The sequence below is a fragment of the Micromonospora wenchangensis genome (assembly GCF_002210435.1).
In the GTDB taxonomy this organism is placed as follows: domain Bacteria; phylum Actinomycetota; class Actinomycetes; order Mycobacteriales; family Micromonosporaceae; genus Micromonospora; species Micromonospora wenchangensis.
Map to the genome: position 1 here is coordinate 136,800 of NZ_MZMV01000006.1, position 18,384 is coordinate 155,183.

Consider the following 18,384-nt stretch of genomic DNA (forward strand, 5'->3'; position numbering starts at 1 on the left):
GGTGGGCGGTCAGACGGCACGGTCACCGGAGTTCGTGCAGTCGCTGGAGCGCGGGCTCGCGGTGATCAGGGCGTTCGACGCCGAGCATCCGCAGCTCACCCTGAGCGACGTGGCCCGCCGTACCGGGCTGACCCGGGCCGCGGCCCGCCGGTTCCTGCTCACCCTGGTCGAGCTGGGGTACGTGCACACCGACGGCCGGCTGTTCTCGCTGCGGGCGCGGATCCTCGCCCTCGGCTACGCCTACCTGTCCGGCCTGGGCCTGCCCGAGATCGCCCAACCGCACATGGAGGCGCTGGTCGCGCAGGTGCACGAGTCGTGCTCGGTGTCGGTGCTCGACGGCGACGAGGTGGTCTACGTCGCCCGGGTGCCCACCCGACGGATCATGACGGTGGGGATCAGCGTCGGCACCCGGTTCCCCGCGTACGCCACGTCGATGGGGCGGGTGCTGCTCGCCGCGCAACCGGCGGACCGGTTGGACGACTACCTCGCCACCGCGCGGTTGCACCAGTTGACCAGGCGCACCGTCACCGATCCGGCGAAGCTGCGTGCCGTCCTGACGAAGATCGCCGCCCAGGGGTACGCGATCGTGGACCAGGAACTGGAGGAGGGGTTGCGGTCGCTGGCCGCGCCGATCCACGGCCCGCACGGGTCGGTGGTGGCGGCGGTGAACCTGTCCGCGCACGCCTCGCGGGGGTCGTTCGAGCTGATCCGGCGCGAGTTGCTCCCGCCGCTGCTGGCCACCGCCAGGCGGATCGAGGAGGATCTGCGCGGCGCGTGAGGGCCCGGCGTCCTCACTGGACCCGGTAGAGCCGGCTCGCCGGGTCCACGACGGCGGTCAGCAGCCGGCCGGGCACGAGTCCCGGGTCGTCGGGCCGGACCGTGTCCGCCTCGAAGGGGGCGAAGCCGGGCCCGCTGATCCGCAGGTGCAGGTCGAGTTCCGGGCTCTCCCCGCCGAGGTGGTGCGCCACGGTGAGGATCTCGGCGGTGGCGGCGACCCCGGTGGCGTCGAGCCGGCGGGCGTCGCTGCGGGACCGGTCGACCACCCGCCAGCCGAAGACACCGAAGCCGACCCCGACGATCGTGGTGAACACCCCGCCGGCGACGAGCCCCCAGCGCTCCCCGGGTGACACCGGCAGGTCGCCTGTCACGTCGGCGGCGAGCAGGACCGGGCCGGGCAGGCAGATGGCCACGAAGAGCAGCCGGCACAGCAGCGCGCCGACCGGCCCGATGCGGGTCTCCGCCTCCCGGGGTGCGCTGGTCATGCCGGCACCCTAGAGCACGGTGCGGCGGGCCGGTACCTCGTACCAGCCCGCCGCACCTGCGACCCGCCGTGCGGCGGCGCGACGGTCAGCTTCCGGTGCAGGTGGCGGTGGTTCCGGTGCCGGTGCCGGTGCCCTGGAACCCGAAGCTGGTGCTCTGCCCGGCACCGAGCCGTCCGTTGTAGCTCTGGTTGGTGACGGTGATGGTGCCGCTGGTGCCGGTGGCGACCCCGTTCCACACCGAGCTGACCGCTGCGCCGCCCGGCAGGGTCAGGGTGACCCGCCAGCCGGTGAGCGCGGCGGACCCGGCGGTGACGCTGACGTTGGCGACGAACCCGCCGTTCCACTGGTCCTGCACGGCGTAGACGGCGGTGCAGCCGGTGTCGCCGGGCGGGGCGGTGGTGGGCGGTGGCGTCGTCGGCGGTGGGGTGGTCGGCGGCGGGGTGGTGGGCGGGGGAGTGGTCGGCGGTGGGGTGGTGGGGGGCGGGGTGGTCGGCGGCGGGCCGTCGAGCGTCAGGTTCTTCTGCTGGACGGTCCACTGGGTGCGGCACAGCCCGCAGTTCGCGCCGACGAAGTTGCCGCCGGCGGTGGTGTCGCCCTTGAGCCGCCACTTGAGGTAGAGCACCGCCACCCGGCCGAACTCGCCGCCGTTGGGCTGGTCGTAGGTGCCGCCGTGCCCGACGTTCAGGTTGCCCATGAAGGCGGGCAGCCCGGCGGGCAGCTTGCCCCAGTCGTCCATGGCGTTGGGGTAGGCGATGTCGCTGGGCCCGCCGACGAAGTAGGCGATCGGCTTGGTGAGCCGCCGGAGCTGGTAGTCGTCGGCGTCGTTGAGCAGGCCGCTGCTGAAGATTCCGGTGGTGGTCACCCGGGGGTCGTTGGAGACGGCGTACGCCTCCAGGCCACCGCAGGAGAAGCCGGCGACGGCGACCTTGCCGGTGTCGATCCGGTTGTAGTACTTGCTGCCCTGGCGGGAGTTCTCCGCCACCGCCCAGTCGATGGACTGGGTGAGCATCTGCGAGTTGGTGGAACCGGAGGCGTTCGGGCCGCCGTTGGCGATGGCCAGGAAGCCGTGCGAGGCGATCTCGCGCAGGAAGTTGCCCTGCGAGAGGCCGTTGGCCGAGCAGCCGCCGTTGCCCCACACGAGGATCGGCAGGCGCTCGGTCGGCAGCGTCTGGGGTCGGAAGATGGTGTGGTTGGGCAGGCTGGTCGAGGTCTCGTAGTCGGCGGGGTAGGGCCCCGAGCCGCCGACTGCGGCATCGGCCGGCGTCGCGCCGAGTGCCATCAGCACGGCGGCTGCCGGCACGAGCGCGGCGGTCAGGCCCGCGTAGAGCTTCGATCTCCTTGGCATGCACCCTCCTGCGGGTGTCGGCGGTGGCACCCCTGCGGTGGCGGGTCTGCCGCCGGGCCCGACCAGGGTGGTCAGCACCGGCGACGGGGCGGGCCGACGTGGACGCGTCGACCGCCCGGCCGCAGTCCCCACAGGCGGTCGCGGTATGCAGTTACTATCACCGGGGTAACGAAAAGTGTCAATGTGTTGCCCGTCTGGCGGGCCGGGTGCGACGCCCGTGCGGCAACGGTCAGCCGGTGCGGTGCGGGACGCCCGCCGGCGCCGGTCGAGCCTGGTCGCCCGGGGCGTCGAAGTGGGTGATCCACCGGGCGGCGTCCGGCCAGTGCGGGGTGGTCACCTCGACCAGCCGGGTCCGGGCGAGCACACCGAGCCGGGAGTGGACGTCGAGGAAGGTCTCCCGGGCCTGACCACGGGGCCAGGGCTGCGGCAGCAGGTGCGCGGGCAGATCCGGGTCGGTGTCGGCGAACCGACGCCAGGAGTCCATCGCGGAGGTCCGCGCCACCAGCGCGGTGGCCGGATCGACAGTGCCCCGACGGGCCGCCGCCCGCAACGGCGCGAACCGCGCGACGAAGGCCGCGTAGCCGGCGGCGAGACCGGTCAGGTCGTACGCGGCGGCCGGGCCGTGCGGCCCGGCCTCCTCGTCGAACCGGACGTGCAGCACCGACCAGCGGGCCCCCTCGACGGGGTGCAGCAGCGCCGAGAGTTCCGCCCGGACCGGCGCGGCGTGGACCCCCGGCCTGATCCACACGCTGTCGTAGAGGCCCACGAAGCCGTGGCCGGTCAACGCCCGGCGCACCGCGTGCCGGACCGCCCGACCGGGGCCGGGGACCGAGAAGGAGACCAGCACCCAGTCGCCGGTCCAGTGCGGCGGCTGCGCGCCGAAGGTCAGGAAGTGCCGCATCCGGGTACGGTGTCTGGCGATCGCCGCGGGCGTGAGGTGGTAGACCGGCGGCCGGGTGCTGCCCCGGGTGGCGATGAGACCCCGCTTGACCAGCCGGGACAGCGCGGCGCGGGCGCTGGGTTCGGTGACTCCGAACTCCCGCAGCATCGCGACGACCGCCGTCGACGGCAGGTCGGCGTCCGCGGAGTCGAGGTACTCGCCGAGCAGCGTGGCCAGCAGGTGCTGCGGGCTCGACCCGAGCGGGGCCCGGGGGGTGCGGACGTCGTGGACGGGCTGTTCGGCGTTCACCCCGTCAGATTGTCGCACCACCGTACGGCCGGTGCCGCCGACCGGGCCGCCCGCGGGCCGCCGGGCCGCCCGTCGGCAGGACGGCCCCGGCGGCCCGCGGCGGGTCGGTCAGTGGCCCATGACCAGGTCCATCACCTCGCTGCGCAGCTTGCCGAAGAGCGGCTCCTGCTTGGTGAGGATCTGGTCGCGGTCGCGGGGCAGCGGCACGTCCACGGTCGCCTTCACCGTCGACGGGCCCCCGCTCAGCACCACCACCCGGTCGGAGAGGTAGACGGCCTCGTCGATGTCGTGGGTGATGAACAGGACCGACTTGTTCCACTCCCGCCACACCCGCAGGGTGAGGTCCTCCAGGCTGATCCGGGTCTGCGCGTCGACCGAGGCGAACGGCTCGTCCATCAGCAGGATCTTCGGCTTGTTGATCAGCGCGCGGGCGATGGCGACCCGCTGCTGCATGCCGCCGGAGAGCTGCCACGGGTACTTGCCGATCACCGAGCGGGGCAGCCCGACGGCCGCAAGCAGGCTGTCCACCGCGCTGGCCACGGTGGCCCGGCTCGCCCCGGTGCGGCGCAGCGGCAGCCCGATGTTGCGTTCGACGGTGAGCCAGGGGAACAGCGAGCGGCTGTAGTCCTGGAACACGATCGCCATGTCCTCCGACGGACCGTCGCCGATGGTCTCGCCGAACGACCGGACCTCGCCGGTGCTGGGCCGCATCAGCCCCGAGATGCAGTTGAGCAGCGTGGTCTTGCCGCTGCCGGAGGGCCCGACGATGGACACGAACTCGCCCGCGTGCACCTCCAGGTCCACCTGTTCGATCGCCAGGTGGTCGACCCCGTTCGTGGTGTACGTCTTGGACAGTCCCGCCACGACCAGCGCGGCCGAGGTGTTCTCCGGGTCGCTCATGCCGATCTCCCTACCGTCGGTCGCCCGCGGAGCGCCCACCGCTCGTACAGGCCGAAGAGTGCGTTGAACAGGATGCCGATCGCGCACGCCATCACCACCCCGGCGAACATCCGGGGGGTGTCGAACTTCTGCTGCTGGAGCAGGATCTGGTAGCCGACCCCCGAGGTGGAGGCGTACAGCTCCGAGCTGACCATCAGGACCACCGCGATGCCCAGGCTGACCCGCGCGCCGGCCAGGATGCGCGGCAGCGCCGCCGGGAGCACGACGAACCGGAAGCGGTCCACCCGCCGCAACCCGATGGCACGGGCGCTGTTGAGGGCCAGCCGGTCGACGTTGGCCACCCCGTCCATCGTGTTGAACACGACCGGCCAGATCGAGCCGAACGCGATGACGAAGATCGGCATCCGGTCGTTGATCCCGAGCAGCACGATCGCGATCGGGATGAGCACCACCGCGGGGGTGGCGACGCCGAGGCGCACCACCGGCGCGCACAGCCACTCCAGGCGTCGGCTGCGGCCCAGCGCCACGCCGACCAGGGTGCCCACCGACACCGCCAGGGCGTAGCCGACGAGCAGCCGGAACATGCTCGCGCCGACGTCGGCGACGAACGCGTCGGAGGCGAACAGCCGGTGCGCCGGCCCGCTCCACCACAGGTCGACGAACGCGCCGGCGACCCGGCTCGGCGGTGGGGTGAACGACGAGTCCCGCCAGCGCAGCAGCACCTCGGCCACGAGCACCAGGGCGAGCACGAGCCAGGTGTAGGACACCACTCGGATGAGGAACCTGCGCACTGTCTACTCCTGCCCGGACGGACGCCAGCGGATGACGCGTCGCTCGGTGAGCTGGGCGGCGATGTTGAGCACCATGCCGGTGATGCTGACCGCGAGCACCCCGGCGTAGACCGCGTCGGCCCGCTGCGCCTCCTGGTAGCTGACGAGCACCGTGCCGACGCCGGTGGTGGCCCCGAGCAGTTCGGCGCTGAGGGTCACCACGAAGGCGATGCCGGTGGCGATCCGGATGCCGGTCACGACGTACGGCAGGGTGGTGGGCAGCAGCACCCGGCGCATCGTCTCGACCCGGCCGAACTTCAGCGCCTGGGCCACCCGCAGCGCCAGCGGTTCGACGCTGCGTACCCCGTAGATGGTGTTGACCAGGACGATCCAGAAGACCGAGAAGGTCACCACCGAGATCTTCATCTGCGGGCCCAGCCCGACCAGGACGATCGCCGCCGGGATCAGTGTCACCACCGGCATCGCCCGGCCGATGTCGATCACCAGGGAGCTGGCCCGGGCCAGCGGTTCGAGATAGCCGATCAGCAGGCCCAGCGGGATGCTGACGACCACCGCGAGACCGAGGCTGACCGCCCAGGTGGCCAGCGTGTCGAGGTACTCCCGGACGAAGTCGGCGTCGCCGAGCAGGCTGGCGAACGCCCGCCCGACGGCGACCGGGCCGGGCAGCCCGGAGGCGGGCACCACCCCGGCGGCGGCGACGGCGGCCCAGCCGGCGACCACCAGGCCGAGGCCCGCCACCCCCCAGAGCATCGGCTCGCCGCGCCGCAGCGCGATGCGGACGGCGCCCATCAAGCCGACTCGTGGACGAGGCCGGAGGTGTCGACCCTGGTGCTGATCGCGCCGAACTCGTGGGCGAGGTCGGCCATCTTCTGCAACGCCGCCCGGTCCACCTCGCTGGACAGCTCCTCGAACTGGCTGGCCCGGATCGCCTCGACTGTCGTCTTGCCGAAGTCGGCCGCCATCTGCTGCCACTCCGCCTCGTTGGCCGGGTCCTTGATCTGGCGCAGCGACTCGTCCATGGCGGCCCGGAACTTCGCGATCCGGTCGGCGTTGCCGGCGACGAACTTCTCCGAGGCGACGTAGTCGGCGTAGTTGATCCGTCCCTGCACGTCGGCGTACGGTTCGCCGAGCCAGACCGCGCCGCCCTCGCGGACCAGGGTCTGCCCGATCGCCCCGCTGGCGTTGATCGCGTCCACCGCGCCGCCCTTCAACGAGGTGGCCATCTGGGCGCTCGGGATGTTCACGTACTTGATCTTCTTGTCGTCGCAGCCGGCCTTGCGGACGGCGGCGCTGGTGTAGACCTGGCCGGGACCGTTGAGTTCGGTGACCCCGACGGTCTTGCCGACCAGGTCACAGTAGGCCTTCGCGCCGCTCTTCGTACTGGCGAAGACGCCCCGGCTGCGGGTCGGATCGGGTGGGGTGGGATTGAAGTACGCACCCATGACGATCTTGACCTTGACCCCCTGCGAGGCGGCCACGATCGCCCCCCAGCCGCCGGAGAAGGCCAGGTCGACCTGGCCGGAGTCGGCCGCGGCGACGGCGGACGAGGCGGACGCGAGGGTGACCGGCTCCACGGCGATGCCGTGCTTGGCGAAGAGACCCTTCTTCAACGCCCAGACCAGGGTGATCTCGTTGGGGAAGCCGATCTGGGTGACCTTCAGCGGCTCGCCCAGCGAGGCGTCGGCGGGGGCGCCCGACCCGCCGTCGGAGAAGCAGCCGGACAGGGCGAGCGCACTGACGGCGACCAGCGCGACGCCCAGCCGTCCGCGCCGGAACAGTCCACTGTCCCGGCGGCGGTGCGGGGTGCGGTCGTGCTCGCGACGGGGTCCGTCGGCGGCCCGATCTCCCGGGGTGCGCGCCTTCGAGTCCACAGAGAAGAAAACCATGGGGATGTCCTCCAGTGAGTTGACAGGCATCCCGAGGGCGTGTCCGCCTCGGCCGGCGCGGACACCAGGGCCGCGGACGCCGCAGGTTGGCCGGCGGTGATCCGCGATCGCTGACGGGACCTGATGGGGGATGAGGAGGGTGCGGCGGTACCCGACCGGTGTCGCCGATCGGACGTGGTGGGTGACGCGGGCCGGAGTCGTCAGGACTTCACGACGGGCGGCGGGATGACCGGCGCCTCGGTCACGGGCACGAGGAAGGGTGACGGCCGTGCCGACGGTGGAGCTGCGTTGACGGGTGACCGGAATCCTCTATGCGAGATGACATCTTGTCAAGTGATGCACGGTGCTCCCTGGTCCGCGTTCGCGCACCTCGCGGCCGGTGTCGTGCCGTGGTGGCGACCGTGGGGTGGGGTTGACAGCACCTGCATCATGGGTAAATCTATCGCTATCCGAGATGGCGTCTCTCTTTTTGATACAGACTGCCCCGGTTGACGACCCGCACGAGCATCACCGCGACCCGGGCGCAGGAAACTGGCGAACGAACAGCGAGGTTCAGCCGTGACCAACCAGCAGGACGTGGACGTGACGATCACCGGCCGGGCCGTGCCGGGATCCGACCGGATACTGACCCCGGAGGCGGTGGCCTTCCTCGCCGGACTGCACCGCCGCTTCGGGGCCCGCCGCGACGAACTCATGGCGCTGCGCGTCGCCCGACAGGCCGAACTGGACGCCGGGGCCGTGCTCGACTTCCTCCCCGGGACCGCGCACGTGCGCGACGGGGACTGGCGGGTCGCGCCCCCGGCCCCCGGCCTCGTGGACCGTCGCGTCGAGATCACCGGCCCCACCGACCGCAAGATGACGATCAACGCGCTGAACTCCGGCGCCAAGGTCTGGCTCGCCGACTTCGAGGACGCCATCACCCCCACCTGGGAAAACGTCATCTCGGGTCAACTCAACCTCGTCGACGCGCTGGACCGCACCATCGACTTCAGCACCCCCGACGGCAGGTCCTACGCCCTCGGCGACGACCTCGCGACCATCGTCGTGCGGCCCCGCGGATGGCACCTGGACGAGAAGCACCTGCGCGTCGACGGGCAGCCGGTGGCCGGCGCGCTCGTCGACTTCGGGCTCTACTTCTTCCACTGCGCCCGGCGGCAACTCGACGCCGGCCGGGGCCCCTACTTCTATCTGCCCAAACTGGAGAGCCACCGGGAAGCCCGACTGTGGAACGACATCTTCGTCTGGGCCCAGCGGGAGCGCGGCATCCCACAGGGCACCGTCCGGGCCACCGTGCTGATCGAGACGATCCCGGCGGCGTTCGAGATGGACGAGATCCTCTACGAACTGCGGGAGCACTCGGCCGGGCTGAACGCCGGCCGGTGGGACTACCTGTTCAGCATCATCAAGAAGCACCGCAACCGGGGGGCCGACTTCGTCCTGCCCGACCGCAACTCGGTCACCATGACCGCGCCGTTCATGCAGGCGTACTGCGAGTTGCTGGTGCGGACCTGCCACCGGCGCGGCGCCCACGCCATCGGCGGCATGGCGGCCTTCATCCCCAGCCGCCGCGACGACCAGGTCAACGCCACCGCCCTGGCCAAGGTCCGCGAGGACAAGACCCGCGAGGCGACGATCGGGTTCGACGGGTCGTGGGTGGCGCACCCGGACCTCGTCCCGCTGTGCCGGGAGGTCTTCGACGGTTTCCTGGCCGACGCGCCGCACCAGCTCGACCGCACCCGCGACGACGTCACGGTCGACGCCGCCGCGCTGCTCGACGTCCGGTCCGCCGGCGGGCAGGTCACCGAGGCCGGCCTGCGCAACAACGTCAGCGCCGCGCTCCAGTACCTCGCGGCCTGGCTCGGCGGCCTGGGCGCGGTCGCGATCTTCAACCTGATGGAGGACGCCGCCACCGCCGAGATCGCCCGCTCCCAGGTGTGGCAGTGGGTGCACCACGGCGTGCCGCTCGCCGACGGGCGTCCGATCACCCGGGACCTGGTCGAGCAGGTGGTCGACGAGGAGATCGGAAGGATCGCCGCCGACCGGGGCCCGGCGTTCGACGCCACCGGCTACACCGCCGCCCGGGACCTCTTCGTCGAGGTGAGCCTGGCCGACGAGTTCGTCGAGTTCCTCACCCTGCCCGCCTACGCACGGATGTCGTGAACAGTCATCGAGGAAAGGATCTGACGTGGTCGAAATCGTTGGTGGCCCCGCGGCGTGGCGGGGTCCGGACATCGTGGACCGTCCGGAATGGAAGACCGAGCTGACCGACGCGCACGTCGCCGAACTCATGGCGGCCCTGGCCGCCGTGGACCGGCCCGGCATCGGGCTGCGGGACGTCACCAAGGAGGACTTCGTGCTGCCCACGCTCGCCCCGGTGCTCGCGGGCGTGGTCGACGAACTGGTCGACGGTCGCGGCTTCGTCCTGGTGCGCGGGGTGCCGGTCGAGCGGCTGACCGAACGGCAGGCCGAGCTGATGTACTGGGGCATCGGGCTGCACGTGGGCATCCCGATCCACCAGAAGACCGAGGACGACCTGCTCATCCACATCCGGGACCAGGGCGTCGACCGCAACGACCCGCTGGTGCGCGGCTTCCAGACCAGCGCCCGACTCGACTACCACGCCGACTCCTCCGACGTGGTCGGGCTGCTGTGCATCCGCCCCGCCATGTCCGGTGGGGTCAGCACGATCGTCAGCGCGGTAGCGGTCCACGACGAGATCGTCCGCCGCCGCCCCGACCTGGCCGAGGTGCTGTACGCCGACTGGTGGCACGACCGCCGCTCGGGCAACGGCCCGGAGAGCTTCTTCCAGTGCCCGATCTTCGGCCGCAACGACGACGGCAAGCTGTTCGCGCACTACGGCCGGGCGTACATCGAGTCGGCCCCCCGGGGCGAGGGTGTGCCCGACCTGACCCCCGCCCAGATCGAGGCGATGGACCTGCTCGACGAACTCGACAACTCCGACGAGTTCGTGCTCAACATGAACTTCGCCCCCGGCGACATCCAGTTCCTCAACAACTACACCATCATGCACGCGCGCACCGACTACCAGGACCACCCGGAGCCGGAACGCAAGCGGGACCTGATCCGGCTGTGGCTGGTCATCGACCGTGACCTCGGCCTGCCGCCGGCCTTCGACGCCGGGGGCATCGTGCCCCGCGCGGTCGCCCTGGCCCGCTGACCCCGCCGCCCACCACGGCCGGCCCGGCGCATCCGGCGGCCGGCCGTGGCGGGCGGGCCCCCGCGACCGCCGGCCCACCCGACCCGGCGTCGGTCGGCCTCGCGGCGGCCCGTGCGGCCCGTGACATGATGACGCCCATGGGGAAGCAGCAGGACGTCGACCGGCCCGACCGTCACGGTGGGGCGGGTGCCCGCCCGCCCACGACGATGGACGGCGACGTCGACGCCCGGCTCCGCCTCGCGCAGGACCCGGGCACCACCCACCTGACCCTGATCGACCTGGCCGCCGACCCGTCGCCGGTGGTCCGGCGGGCGGTCGCCACCCGGGCCGACGCGCCCGCCCAGGCGTTGCGCCCGCTCACCCGTGACCGTGACCGCGACGTGCGGGAGGCCGTGGCGCGTAATCCCGCCACCTCGATCGCCAACCTGCTGCGCCTGGTCAGGGACGCCGACCGGTGGGTCCGTTGGGCGGTCGCCGGCAACCCGGCCTGCGACGCGTCGGTACGCCGGGCGATGGCGCAGACCGCCGACAAGGAACTGCGGGGCCTGCTCGCCGAGTCGCGTGACCTGGAGCCGGAGCTGGCCGTGCGGCTGGTCGACGACGTCTCACCCGAGGTGCGGGAACGCCTCGCCGCCCACACCCACGACTCCGACGTGATGACCACACTGCTGGCCGACCGCACGGCCCGGGTACGCAAGGGGCTGGCGCGCAATCCGCGGACCACCGCCGAGCACCGTCGCGCGCTCGCCCAGGACCCGGTGCCGGACGTCCGCGCCGCGCTGGTGTCCGCCGTCGCGCTCGACGAGGCCGATCTGCGTCCCCTGGTCGAGGACCGGTCGGCGCAGGTGCGGATGGCGGTGGCGACGTCGGAACTCGTTCCGGCGCACCTGCGGCAGGCGCTCACCGACGACCCGGACGAGCTGGTCGCGGGCGCGGTCCGGCAGTTCCGCCCGGGTGCGGCGACCTCCCCGGTGGTACGCGCGCCGCGCGTCGGCCACCGCACCGCCGGGCCGGGCCGGTCGGACGACGCCCGGCGCTGAGCCCGTACCCCGCGCACGACGGGTGTCGCCGCAGGGGCTTCCCCTCGGGTCGAGGGTGCGCGACACTTCTCGGGCGGATCGATCGGGGTGGCTCCCTTCGTTTCCTTCCGACCGGACGGTAGCATTGTCTGGCTGTATCGCGGACAGGGAGGCCATTGATGGCGCGTGCGACGTCCCGCCCGGAGTCGACCCGACGCCGGCAACGCTGGCCCGACGGGTACGACCCGGAGAACACCCGCAACTCGTTGATCACGAGTGCGTTGGGCCTGATCGAGCAACGGGGCTTCGACCGCACCTCGGTGCAGGAGATCGCCGACCAGGCGCAGCTCACCAAGGGTGCCTTCTACCACCACTTCGCCAGCAAGGACGACCTGCTGCGGCACATCCAGGAGGAGTACCTGGAGGCGCAGCTCGCCGCCATCCAGAAGATCGAGACCGACAGCGACGACCCGACCGTGCGGGTACGCGAGCTGATCCGGTTCAGCCTCACCAGCGTGGCCGAGTACCGGGCCCACGTGACGATCTTCTACCAGGAGCGGCGGTACCTCTCCGGTGACCTGTTCGCCGAGGTGACCCGCAAGCGGGGCCTGGTGGAGGCCGCGTTCGCCGGGATGATCGCCGACGGGGTCGCCCGGGGGGCGTTCCGCGCGGACGTCGACCCGCGCATCGCCACCTTCGGGCTGGTCGGCATGTGTGCCTGGGCGTACCAGTGGCTCAACGTCGGCGGACCGCTCAGCGTCGACGAGGTGGCCCGCCAGTTCAGCGCGATGGTGCTGGAGGGCCTGACCGCCTGAGTCCCGCCGGGGCCCTCGCCCCGCCCGTCAGTCCTTGAGGAGTTGGCGGGCCATGACGATGCGTTGGACCTGGTTGGTGCCTTCGTAGATTTGGGTGATCTTGGCGTCGCGCATCATGCGTTCGACGGGGTAGTCGCGGGTGTAGCCGTAGCCGCCGAGGAGTTGGACGGCGTCGGTGGTGATGTCCATGGCGGCGTCGGAGGCGAAGCACTTGGCGGCGGCGCCGAAGTAGGTGAGGTCGGCGTCGCCGCGTTCGGACTTGCCGGCCGCGGTGTAGGTGAGCTGGCGGGCGGCTTCGAGTTTCATGCCCATGTCGGCGAGCATGAACTGGACGCCCTGGAATTCGGCGACGGGTTTGCCGAACTGTTGGCGTTCCTGGACGTAGCCCTTGGCGTAGTCGAGGGCGCCCTGGGCGATGCCGACGGCTTGGGCGGCGATGGTGACCCGGGTGTGGTCGAGGGTGCGCATCGCGGTGGCGAAGCCGGTCCCCGGCTCCCCGATGATCCGGTCGGCCGGAATCCGCACGTTGTCGAGGTACACCTCGCGGGTGGGGGAGCCTTTGATGCCGAGTTTCTTCTCGGGTGCGCCGAAGCTGACTCCGGGGTCGGACTTCTCGACGACGAAGGCGGAGATGCCGCGGGAGCGGGCGGTGGGGTCGGTGACGGCGAACACGGTGTAGTACTCGGAGACTCCGGCGTTGGTGATCCACCGTTTGACGCCGTTGAGGACCCAGTGGTCGCCGTCGCGGACGGCCCGGGTGGTCATGGAGGCCGCGTCGCTGCCGGCCTCGGGTTCGGACAGGCAGTACGAGAACATCGCCTCACCCGCCGCCACCGGCGTCAGATAGCGCCGCTTCAACTCCTCCGACCCCGCCAGCAGCAACGGCATCGTGCCCAGCTTGTTGCCGGCGGGGATGAGGGCCGTCGAGGCGCAGGCACGGGCGACCTCCTCGATGACGATCGCGGTGGCCAGGGCGTCCGCGCCGGCCCCGCCGTACTCGACGGGGATGTGCGGGGCATGGAAGTCGGCGGCACGCAGCGCGTCGTAGCCGCGGCGGGGAAATTCGCCGGTCTCGTCGGCCTCGGCCGCGTGCGGGGCCACCTTGGCGGCACAGACCTCGCGGACGGCCTCGCGGACCGCCTCGTGCTCCTCGGGCAACCGGTACGCCTCGAACACCACAGACCTCCTCGCCGGAACCGCCGGCCAGCAAAATACCATCCGGTCGGTATGTTAGGCACCCCTTGAGTTGTCCGGGCCGGAGGTGTTAGATACCCACCAGTCGGAATGTGGGAGGCCGGATGACCCGCGCGGTCCGGGCAGGCATGGACTTCGTCTCCGCGCTCGACCGGGGCAGCCTCGGCGGTCTCGCCCGGTTGTGCGCCCCCGACGCGACCTGGTGGGTGGACACCGGCCCGGACCGTCGCGGCGGCGATCCGGATCTCGCGCCGCACGGCAGCGGACGCTTCCCCCTGCACGGCCTGATGCGGATGGACGACAAGCTGGCGCTGATGCGGTCCCTCGGCCCGCACGCGTTCCCCACCGGCTGCCGGCAGATCCCCCGCCGGATCGTCGCCGGGGACGACACCTGCGTCATCGAGGTCGAGGGATACGGCGTCCACGCCAGCGGACGCGAGTACGCCAACCGCTACGGCTTCGTCGTCGACGTGGACCCGACCGGCGCGATCGTCGCCGTGCGGGAGTACCTCGACACCGCCCACGCGCAGCACGTCGTGGGCGACGACGCGCCCGTACCCCGCAGCAGCCTCGACGACCCCCCGCACCACGACCCGCCCGACCCGGTCGACGTGCCCCCGGCGCTGGCGACCGCGCTGGCGATGTGGCCGGCCCTCGCCCGGGGCGACCTCGACGCCTTCGGCGCGCTGTTCACCGCCGACGCCACCTGGTGGACCGACTCCGGCCGCCGCCGCGACCTCGGCCGGCACCACGGCCGGGGCGACCTCGACGCCAACGGGCCGTTGCACGGCCGGGTCGCGATGAGCGGGAAACTCGCCGCGATGCGGGCCCGACTGGCCGGCGGGACCTACGCGTCCCCCGGGATCGCGGTCACCGCCGACCGGTGGATCGTCGACGACACCCTGGTCGCCGTCGAGGCCCACGGACACGCCGTCCTCGGCGACGGTGCCCGCTACCAGAACCGCTACCTCTGGATCGTCGACGTCCGACCCGGCGGCATCGCCGGGGTCCGCGAGTACTGCGACACCCTGCACGTCACCGACCTGCTGGGCGTCGCACCGGAGGCCGACCGATGACCCTGCCGTTCACCGACCTCAACCACGTGCTGACCACCACCCGGTCGGTCCGGCTCCGCCTCGACTACGACCGCCCGGTGCCCCTCGACCTCGTCGGCGAGTGCCTCCAACTCGCCGTCCAGGCGCCCACCGGCGGCGGCGCCGAGGACTGGCGCTGGCTCGTCGTCGGCGACCCGGCGCTCAAGGCCGAGCTGGCGACGCTCTACCACGCCGCCTACCGCACCCACGTGCACGAACCGCTGCACAGCGCGGCGGGCACCGGCAACGACCTGGTCCGGGGCCGCCTCGGCGGCGTCGACGCGGACGGCACGGTCAGCGCCCGCACCGCCCGTATCCTCGCCGGAGCCGAACACCTCGCGCAGCACATCGGGCGGGCCCCGTACCTGGTCATCCCGTGCGCCACCCGGCCCGACCCGACCACCGGCGGCCCCGGCACCAACTCCGCCCTCTACGGGTCGCTCTATCCGGCGATCTGGCAGTTCAACCTGGCGCTGCGGGCGCGCGGACTCGGCACCGTCATCACCACCCTGCACCTGCACCACGCCGCCGCCGTCGCCACGCTGCTCGGCATCCCCGACGGCGCGGTGCAGATCACCATGCTGCCTGTCGCGTACACCCTCGGCACCGACTTCAGGGTCGCCGCCCGCCGACCCGTACGCAGCGTCAGCTACCTCGACCGGTGGGGAACCCCGTTGCCCTACCGGGACAAGCCCGTCGACCGCCTCACCGGAGAGGACCACCGATGACCGGCGCAGTGATCACCGACATCGACGAGGTACTGACCACCACCCGCGCGGTGCGCCACCGGCTGGACTTCGACCGGCCCGTCGGCCGCGCCGTCGTCGAGGAGTGCCTGCGCCTCGCCCAACAGGCACCGATGGGCTCCAACCTGGAGGACTGGCGGATCGTCGCGGTCGACGACCCGGCACTCAAGCGGGAACTGTCCACCCTGTACACCGAGATCTGGCACGACACCGTCGCCCGTCCGCTGGCCGACGGCGAGGCCGCCACCACCACCCGGTTGTCGCCCGGCGTCCGGGCCGACCCGCAGGCCCAGGCCCGCCAGCAGCGGGTCCTCGCCGCCGTCAAGCACCTCGTCGACCACCTGGCGCAGGTGCCCGTCCTGGTCGTGCTGTGCAGCACCAAACCGGTCCCGCAACGGCCCGTCGGCGGCACCGCCTCCGGCTACTACGGGTCGATCTTCCCGTTCGCCTGGTCGTTCCAGCTCGCCCTGCGCTCCCGGGGCCTCGGCTCGGTGCTGGCCACCGCCCTGGCCCACCGGGCCACCCGGGTACGCGAGGTGCTCGGCCTGCCCGACGACTGGCGACCGGTCACCCTCGTCCCGGTCGCCTACACCCGGGGCCTGGACTTCCGCCCCGCCGCCCGCGCCGACCTCGCCGACGTGGCGTTCTGGAACGGGCCCACCGAGCCGGCCGGATCGGCGGCCCGGTGAGAGCCGCCCACGTCCGCACCCCGAGCGCCGCCGACCCGGTCGGCGCGCTGCACGTCGGCGACCTGGCCGCCCCGACGGCACCCCCCGGCTGGGTCGACGTCGACGTGCGGGCCGGCGCGCTGAACATGCACGACCTGTGGACGCTGCGCGGCGTCGGCACCACCGGGCACGACGGACCCCGGGTCATCGGCAGCGACGCGGCAGGTGTCGCCGCAGGCCGCGAGGTGATCGTCTACCCGGTGCTGCCCACCGCGCCCGACGGCCGGACCGTCCCGCACGCCACCCTGCTACCCGACGCCGGCCACGGCGTGCTCGCCGAACGGATCGTCGTCCCGGCGGCCCACCTCGTCGCCAAACCCGCCGGACTGAGCTGGGCCGAGGCCGCCAGCCTCCCGACCGCCTGGCTCACCGCGTACCGGATGCTGTTCACCCGGGCGGCGGTCGGTCCCGGGCGGACCGTGCTGGTGCAGGGCGCGGGCGGCGGGGTGGCGACCGCCGCGATCAGCCTCGCCGTGGCCGCCGGCGCCACCGTCATGGTCACCTCCCGGTCGGCGGCCAAACGGGAACGGGCCCTCGCCCTCGGTGCGGCCGTCGCCCTGGACAGTGGCGCGCGGACCCCGGAACTCGCCGACATCGTGGTGGAGACCGTCGGCGCGGCCACCTTCGACCACTCGACCCGCTGCACCCGGGCCGGCGGCACCATCGTGGTGTGCGGCGGCACCAGCGGCTTCACCGCCGAGCTGGACCTGCCGCGGCTGTTCGCCCGGGAGATCAGCGTGCACGGCGCGACCATGGGCACCCTCGACGAGTTCGTGGCGCTGGTCGGGTTCGTCGACACCCACCGTATCCGGCCGGTCGTCGACAGCGTCGTCGACCTCGCCGACATCCGCACCCAGGCGGCCCGGATGCTGGCCGGCACCGCGTTCGGCAAGCTCTGCGTGAGCCTGACGTGACCTCCGTGGTGCTGACCCGGCGCGGGGCCGCCCTCTGGGCGCGCATCGACCGGCCCGGGTCCGGCAACGCCTGCGACAGCACGGTGCTGACCGGTCTCGAACGGTGGCTGGCCGGCGCGGCCGACCCGGCGGTACGGGTGCTCGTGCTCACCGGCACCGGCCGCAGCTTCTGCGCCGGAGCCGACCTCGCCGAGGCCACCGGTCTGCTCGGCGACCTGCCCGCGCTGCTGGCCCACCTCGACCGGGGCCGCCGTCTCGTCCGCGCCCTCCGGGCCGCCCCGGTGCCCACCGTCGCCGCGGTCAACGGGGCGGCCTTCGGCGGCGGCCTCGAACTGCTGCTCGGCTGCGACATCGCGGTCGCCGCCGACAGCGCCCGGATCGGCGACCGGCACCTCGCCGCCGGTCAGGTCCCCGGCTGGGGGGCAAGCGTCCTGCTGCCCCGCGCCGTCGGGCCGGCGCTCGCCCGCCGCCTGCTGCTCACGGGGGAGACCTGGTCGGCCGAGGAATCCGAGCGTCGGGGACTGGTCAGCGCCGCCGTCGCCGACGACCGGCTCGTCGGGCACGTCGACGCGCTGGCCGACGCGGTCGCGGCCCGCGACCCGGCGGCGGTCCGCCGGATGCTCACCGTCGCCCGCCCGCCGGTGGCCGAGGCGGACTGGGACCGGGAGTGGGAGGCCCTCACCGCGCACGTCACGGCCCAGGCGACGGCCCGTGCCGCAGCCGCGTCCCCGCCCGACCGGCACACCCCCGGGGCACCCACCCGACCCGACACCCTGGACCCACCACCCGGAACGGAGCACCCCCCATGCGCACCATGAGACGGACCACCGTCGACACCCCTTCCGACCTGCTGGGGCTGGTCGGCACGGAACTGGGCGTCAGCGCGCCGCAGGTGGTGACCCAGCGGCAGGTCGACCAGTTCGCCGACGTCACCGGGGACCACCAGTGGATCCACGTCGACGTCGAACGGGCCCGGTCCGGGCCGTTCGGCGGCACCGTCGTGCACGGGTTCCTCACCCTGGCCCTCGTCCCCCGGCTGCTCGCCGACATCCTGGAGGTGCGGACCTTCTCGATGGGCGTCAACTACGGCCTCGACCGGGTCCGGTTCGTCCGGCCGCTGCCGCCGGGGGTCGAGATCCAGGGCACCGCGACCCTCGTCGCGGCCACCGCGATCACCGCGCCCGGCCCGCAGGCCACCCCCGGGGTGCAGGCCACGGCGTCGGTGGCGGTGGAGTTCGCCGAGTCGTCGCAGCCCTGCTGCGTGGCGGAGATCGTGTTCCGCTACTACGCCTGAGCCCGGGGAGCGTCGCCGCCCCGCCCGGC

At 72.8% G+C, this 18,384-nt stretch carries 19 protein-coding genes; 11 read left to right on the forward strand and 8 right to left on the reverse strand.

Annotation, left to right across the window (positions count from 1 at the left end; genetic code table 11):
* The first annotated feature begins 1 nt into the window (after window position 1).
* Window positions 2–778: an IclR family transcriptional regulator gene (locus B5D80_RS05365; RefSeq protein ID WP_088642634.1), complete on the forward strand. Its 777-nt coding sequence runs from the start codon at window positions 2–4 to the stop codon at window positions 776–778.
* Between the two features lie 13 nt (window positions 779–791).
* Here B5D80_RS05365 and B5D80_RS05370 read toward each other — a convergent pair whose 3' ends face one another.
* From B5D80_RS05370 to B5D80_RS05400, 7 genes are all read right to left on the reverse strand, one after another.
* Complete coding sequence (locus B5D80_RS05370) at window positions 792–1,262, reverse strand: hypothetical protein (protein WP_088642635.1); 471 nt, start codon at window positions 1,260–1,262, stop codon at window positions 792–794.
* Between the two features lie 85 nt (window positions 1,263–1,347).
* Window positions 1,348–2,607: a cellulose binding domain-containing protein gene (locus B5D80_RS05375; protein WP_088642636.1), complete on the reverse strand. Its 1,260-nt coding sequence runs from the start codon at window positions 2,605–2,607 to the stop codon at window positions 1,348–1,350.
* Window positions 2,608–2,836: 229 nt separating this feature from the next.
* On the reverse strand, window positions 2,837–3,796 hold the full coding sequence (locus B5D80_RS05380) for a PaaX family transcriptional regulator (protein WP_088642637.1): 960 nt from the start codon (window positions 3,794–3,796) through the stop codon (window positions 2,837–2,839).
* Window positions 3,797–3,904: 108 nt separating this feature from the next.
* Window positions 3,905–4,696 (reverse strand): ABC transporter ATP-binding protein, encoded by a 792-nt coding sequence (locus tag B5D80_RS05385; protein ID WP_088642638.1) that lies wholly within the window; start codon window positions 4,694–4,696, stop codon window positions 3,905–3,907.
* Window positions 4,693–5,487, reverse strand: coding sequence for an ABC transporter permease (locus B5D80_RS05390; RefSeq protein ID WP_144081588.1), 795 nt, complete (start codon window positions 5,485–5,487; stop codon window positions 4,693–4,695). The genes B5D80_RS05385 and B5D80_RS05390 overlap by 4 nt, the downstream gene beginning before the upstream one ends.
* Before the next feature lie 3 nt (window positions 5,488–5,490).
* Window positions 5,491–6,276, reverse strand: a complete 786-nt coding sequence (locus B5D80_RS05395) for an ABC transporter permease (protein ID WP_088642640.1) — start codon at window positions 6,274–6,276, stop codon at window positions 5,491–5,493.
* On the reverse strand, window positions 6,276–7,373 hold the full coding sequence (locus B5D80_RS05400) for an ABC transporter substrate-binding protein (RefSeq protein WP_158224140.1): 1,098 nt from the start codon (window positions 7,371–7,373) through the stop codon (window positions 6,276–6,278). Before B5D80_RS05400 ends, B5D80_RS05395 begins: the two co-directional genes overlap by 1 nt.
* A 576-nt stretch (window positions 7,374–7,949) precedes the next feature.
* Between B5D80_RS05400 and aceB the strand changes: the two genes are divergently transcribed.
* From aceB to B5D80_RS05420, 4 genes are all read left to right on the forward strand, one after another.
* Window positions 7,950–9,533: a malate synthase A gene (aceB, locus tag B5D80_RS05405; RefSeq protein ID WP_088642696.1), complete on the forward strand. Its 1,584-nt coding sequence runs from the start codon at window positions 7,950–7,952 to the stop codon at window positions 9,531–9,533.
* Window positions 9,534–9,606: 73 nt separating this feature from the next.
* Entirely contained in the window at window positions 9,607–10,551 is a 945-nt protein-coding gene (locus B5D80_RS05410) for a TauD/TfdA family dioxygenase (RefSeq protein ID WP_144081589.1), read from the forward strand.
* A gap of 137 nt (window positions 10,552–10,688) precedes the next feature.
* Entirely contained in the window at window positions 10,689–11,591 is a 903-nt protein-coding gene (locus B5D80_RS05415) for a hypothetical protein (RefSeq protein WP_088642643.1), read from the forward strand.
* Between the two features lie 158 nt (window positions 11,592–11,749).
* Window positions 11,750–12,385: a TetR/AcrR family transcriptional regulator gene (locus tag B5D80_RS05420; protein ID WP_088642644.1), complete on the forward strand. Its 636-nt coding sequence runs from the start codon at window positions 11,750–11,752 to the stop codon at window positions 12,383–12,385.
* 27 nt (window positions 12,386–12,412) lie between these two features.
* Here B5D80_RS05420 and B5D80_RS05425 read toward each other — a convergent pair whose 3' ends face one another.
* Entirely contained in the window at window positions 12,413–13,603 is a 1,191-nt protein-coding gene (locus B5D80_RS05425; RefSeq protein ID WP_088642645.1) for an acyl-CoA dehydrogenase family protein, read from the reverse strand.
* Window positions 13,604–13,683: 80 nt separating this feature from the next.
* Between B5D80_RS05425 and B5D80_RS05430 the strand changes: the two genes are divergently transcribed.
* From B5D80_RS05430 to B5D80_RS05455, 6 genes are read left to right on the forward strand one after another with little or no spacing between them, the layout of a single operon-like run.
* Window positions 13,684–14,655: a nuclear transport factor 2 family protein gene (locus B5D80_RS05430; protein WP_088642646.1), complete on the forward strand. Its 972-nt coding sequence runs from the start codon at window positions 13,684–13,686 to the stop codon at window positions 14,653–14,655.
* Window positions 14,652–15,401: a nitroreductase family protein gene (locus B5D80_RS05435; protein WP_088642647.1), complete on the forward strand. Its 750-nt coding sequence runs from the start codon at window positions 14,652–14,654 to the stop codon at window positions 15,399–15,401. The genes B5D80_RS05430 and B5D80_RS05435 overlap by 4 nt, the downstream gene beginning before the upstream one ends.
* A complete protein-coding gene (locus tag B5D80_RS05440) occupies window positions 15,398–16,108 on the forward strand; it encodes a nitroreductase family protein (RefSeq protein ID WP_088642648.1) in 711 nt (236 codons plus the stop codon). Before B5D80_RS05435 ends, B5D80_RS05440 begins: the two co-directional genes overlap by 4 nt.
* Window positions 16,105–17,061 (forward strand): zinc-binding dehydrogenase, encoded by a 957-nt coding sequence (locus tag B5D80_RS05445; protein WP_088642649.1) that lies wholly within the window; start codon window positions 16,105–16,107, stop codon window positions 17,059–17,061. Before B5D80_RS05440 ends, B5D80_RS05445 begins: the two co-directional genes overlap by 4 nt.
* Window positions 17,058–17,879 (forward strand): enoyl-CoA hydratase/isomerase family protein, encoded by an 822-nt coding sequence (locus B5D80_RS05450; protein WP_158224141.1) that lies wholly within the window; start codon window positions 17,058–17,060, stop codon window positions 17,877–17,879. Before B5D80_RS05445 ends, B5D80_RS05450 begins: the two co-directional genes overlap by 4 nt.
* Window positions 17,867–18,355, forward strand: a complete 489-nt coding sequence (locus B5D80_RS05455) for a MaoC family dehydratase (protein ID WP_088642650.1) — start codon at window positions 17,867–17,869, stop codon at window positions 18,353–18,355. Before B5D80_RS05450 ends, B5D80_RS05455 begins: the two co-directional genes overlap by 13 nt.
* Window positions 18,356–18,384: the final 29 nt, after the last annotated feature.

Coding starts and splice junctions, on each gene's coding strand:
- B5D80_RS05385 (WP_088642638.1), bottom strand. CDS start 4,696: ATGAGCGACCCGGAGAACACCTCGGCCGCGCTGGTCGTGGCGGGACTG.
- B5D80_RS05415 (WP_088642643.1), top strand. CDS start 10,689: ATGGGGAAGCAGCAGGACGTCGACCGGCCCGACCGTCACGGTGGGGCG.
- B5D80_RS05395 (WP_088642640.1), bottom strand. CDS start 6,276: ATGGGCGCCGTCCGCATCGCGCTGCGGCGCGGCGAGCCGATGCTCTGG.
- B5D80_RS05370 (WP_088642635.1), bottom strand. CDS start 1,262: ATGACCAGCGCACCCCGGGAGGCGGAGACCCGCATCGGGCCGGTCGGC.
- B5D80_RS05420 (WP_088642644.1), top strand. CDS start 11,750: ATGGCGCGTGCGACGTCCCGCCCGGAGTCGACCCGACGCCGGCAACGC.
- B5D80_RS05455 (WP_088642650.1), top strand. CDS start 17,867: ATGCGCACCATGAGACGGACCACCGTCGACACCCCTTCCGACCTGCTG.
- B5D80_RS05440 (WP_088642648.1), top strand. CDS start 15,398: ATGACCGGCGCAGTGATCACCGACATCGACGAGGTACTGACCACCACC.
- B5D80_RS05435 (WP_088642647.1), top strand. CDS start 14,652: ATGACCCTGCCGTTCACCGACCTCAACCACGTGCTGACCACCACCCGG.
- B5D80_RS05430 (WP_088642646.1), top strand. CDS start 13,684: ATGACCCGCGCGGTCCGGGCAGGCATGGACTTCGTCTCCGCGCTCGAC.
- B5D80_RS05425 (WP_088642645.1), bottom strand. CDS start 13,603: ATGGTATTTTGCTGGCCGGCGGTTCCGGCGAGGAGGTCTGTGGTGTTC.
- B5D80_RS05400 (WP_158224140.1), bottom strand. CDS start 7,373: ATGGTTTTCTTCTCTGTGGACTCGAAGGCGCGCACCCCGGGAGATCGG.
- B5D80_RS05375 (WP_088642636.1), bottom strand. CDS start 2,607: ATGCCAAGGAGATCGAAGCTCTACGCGGGCCTGACCGCCGCGCTCGTG.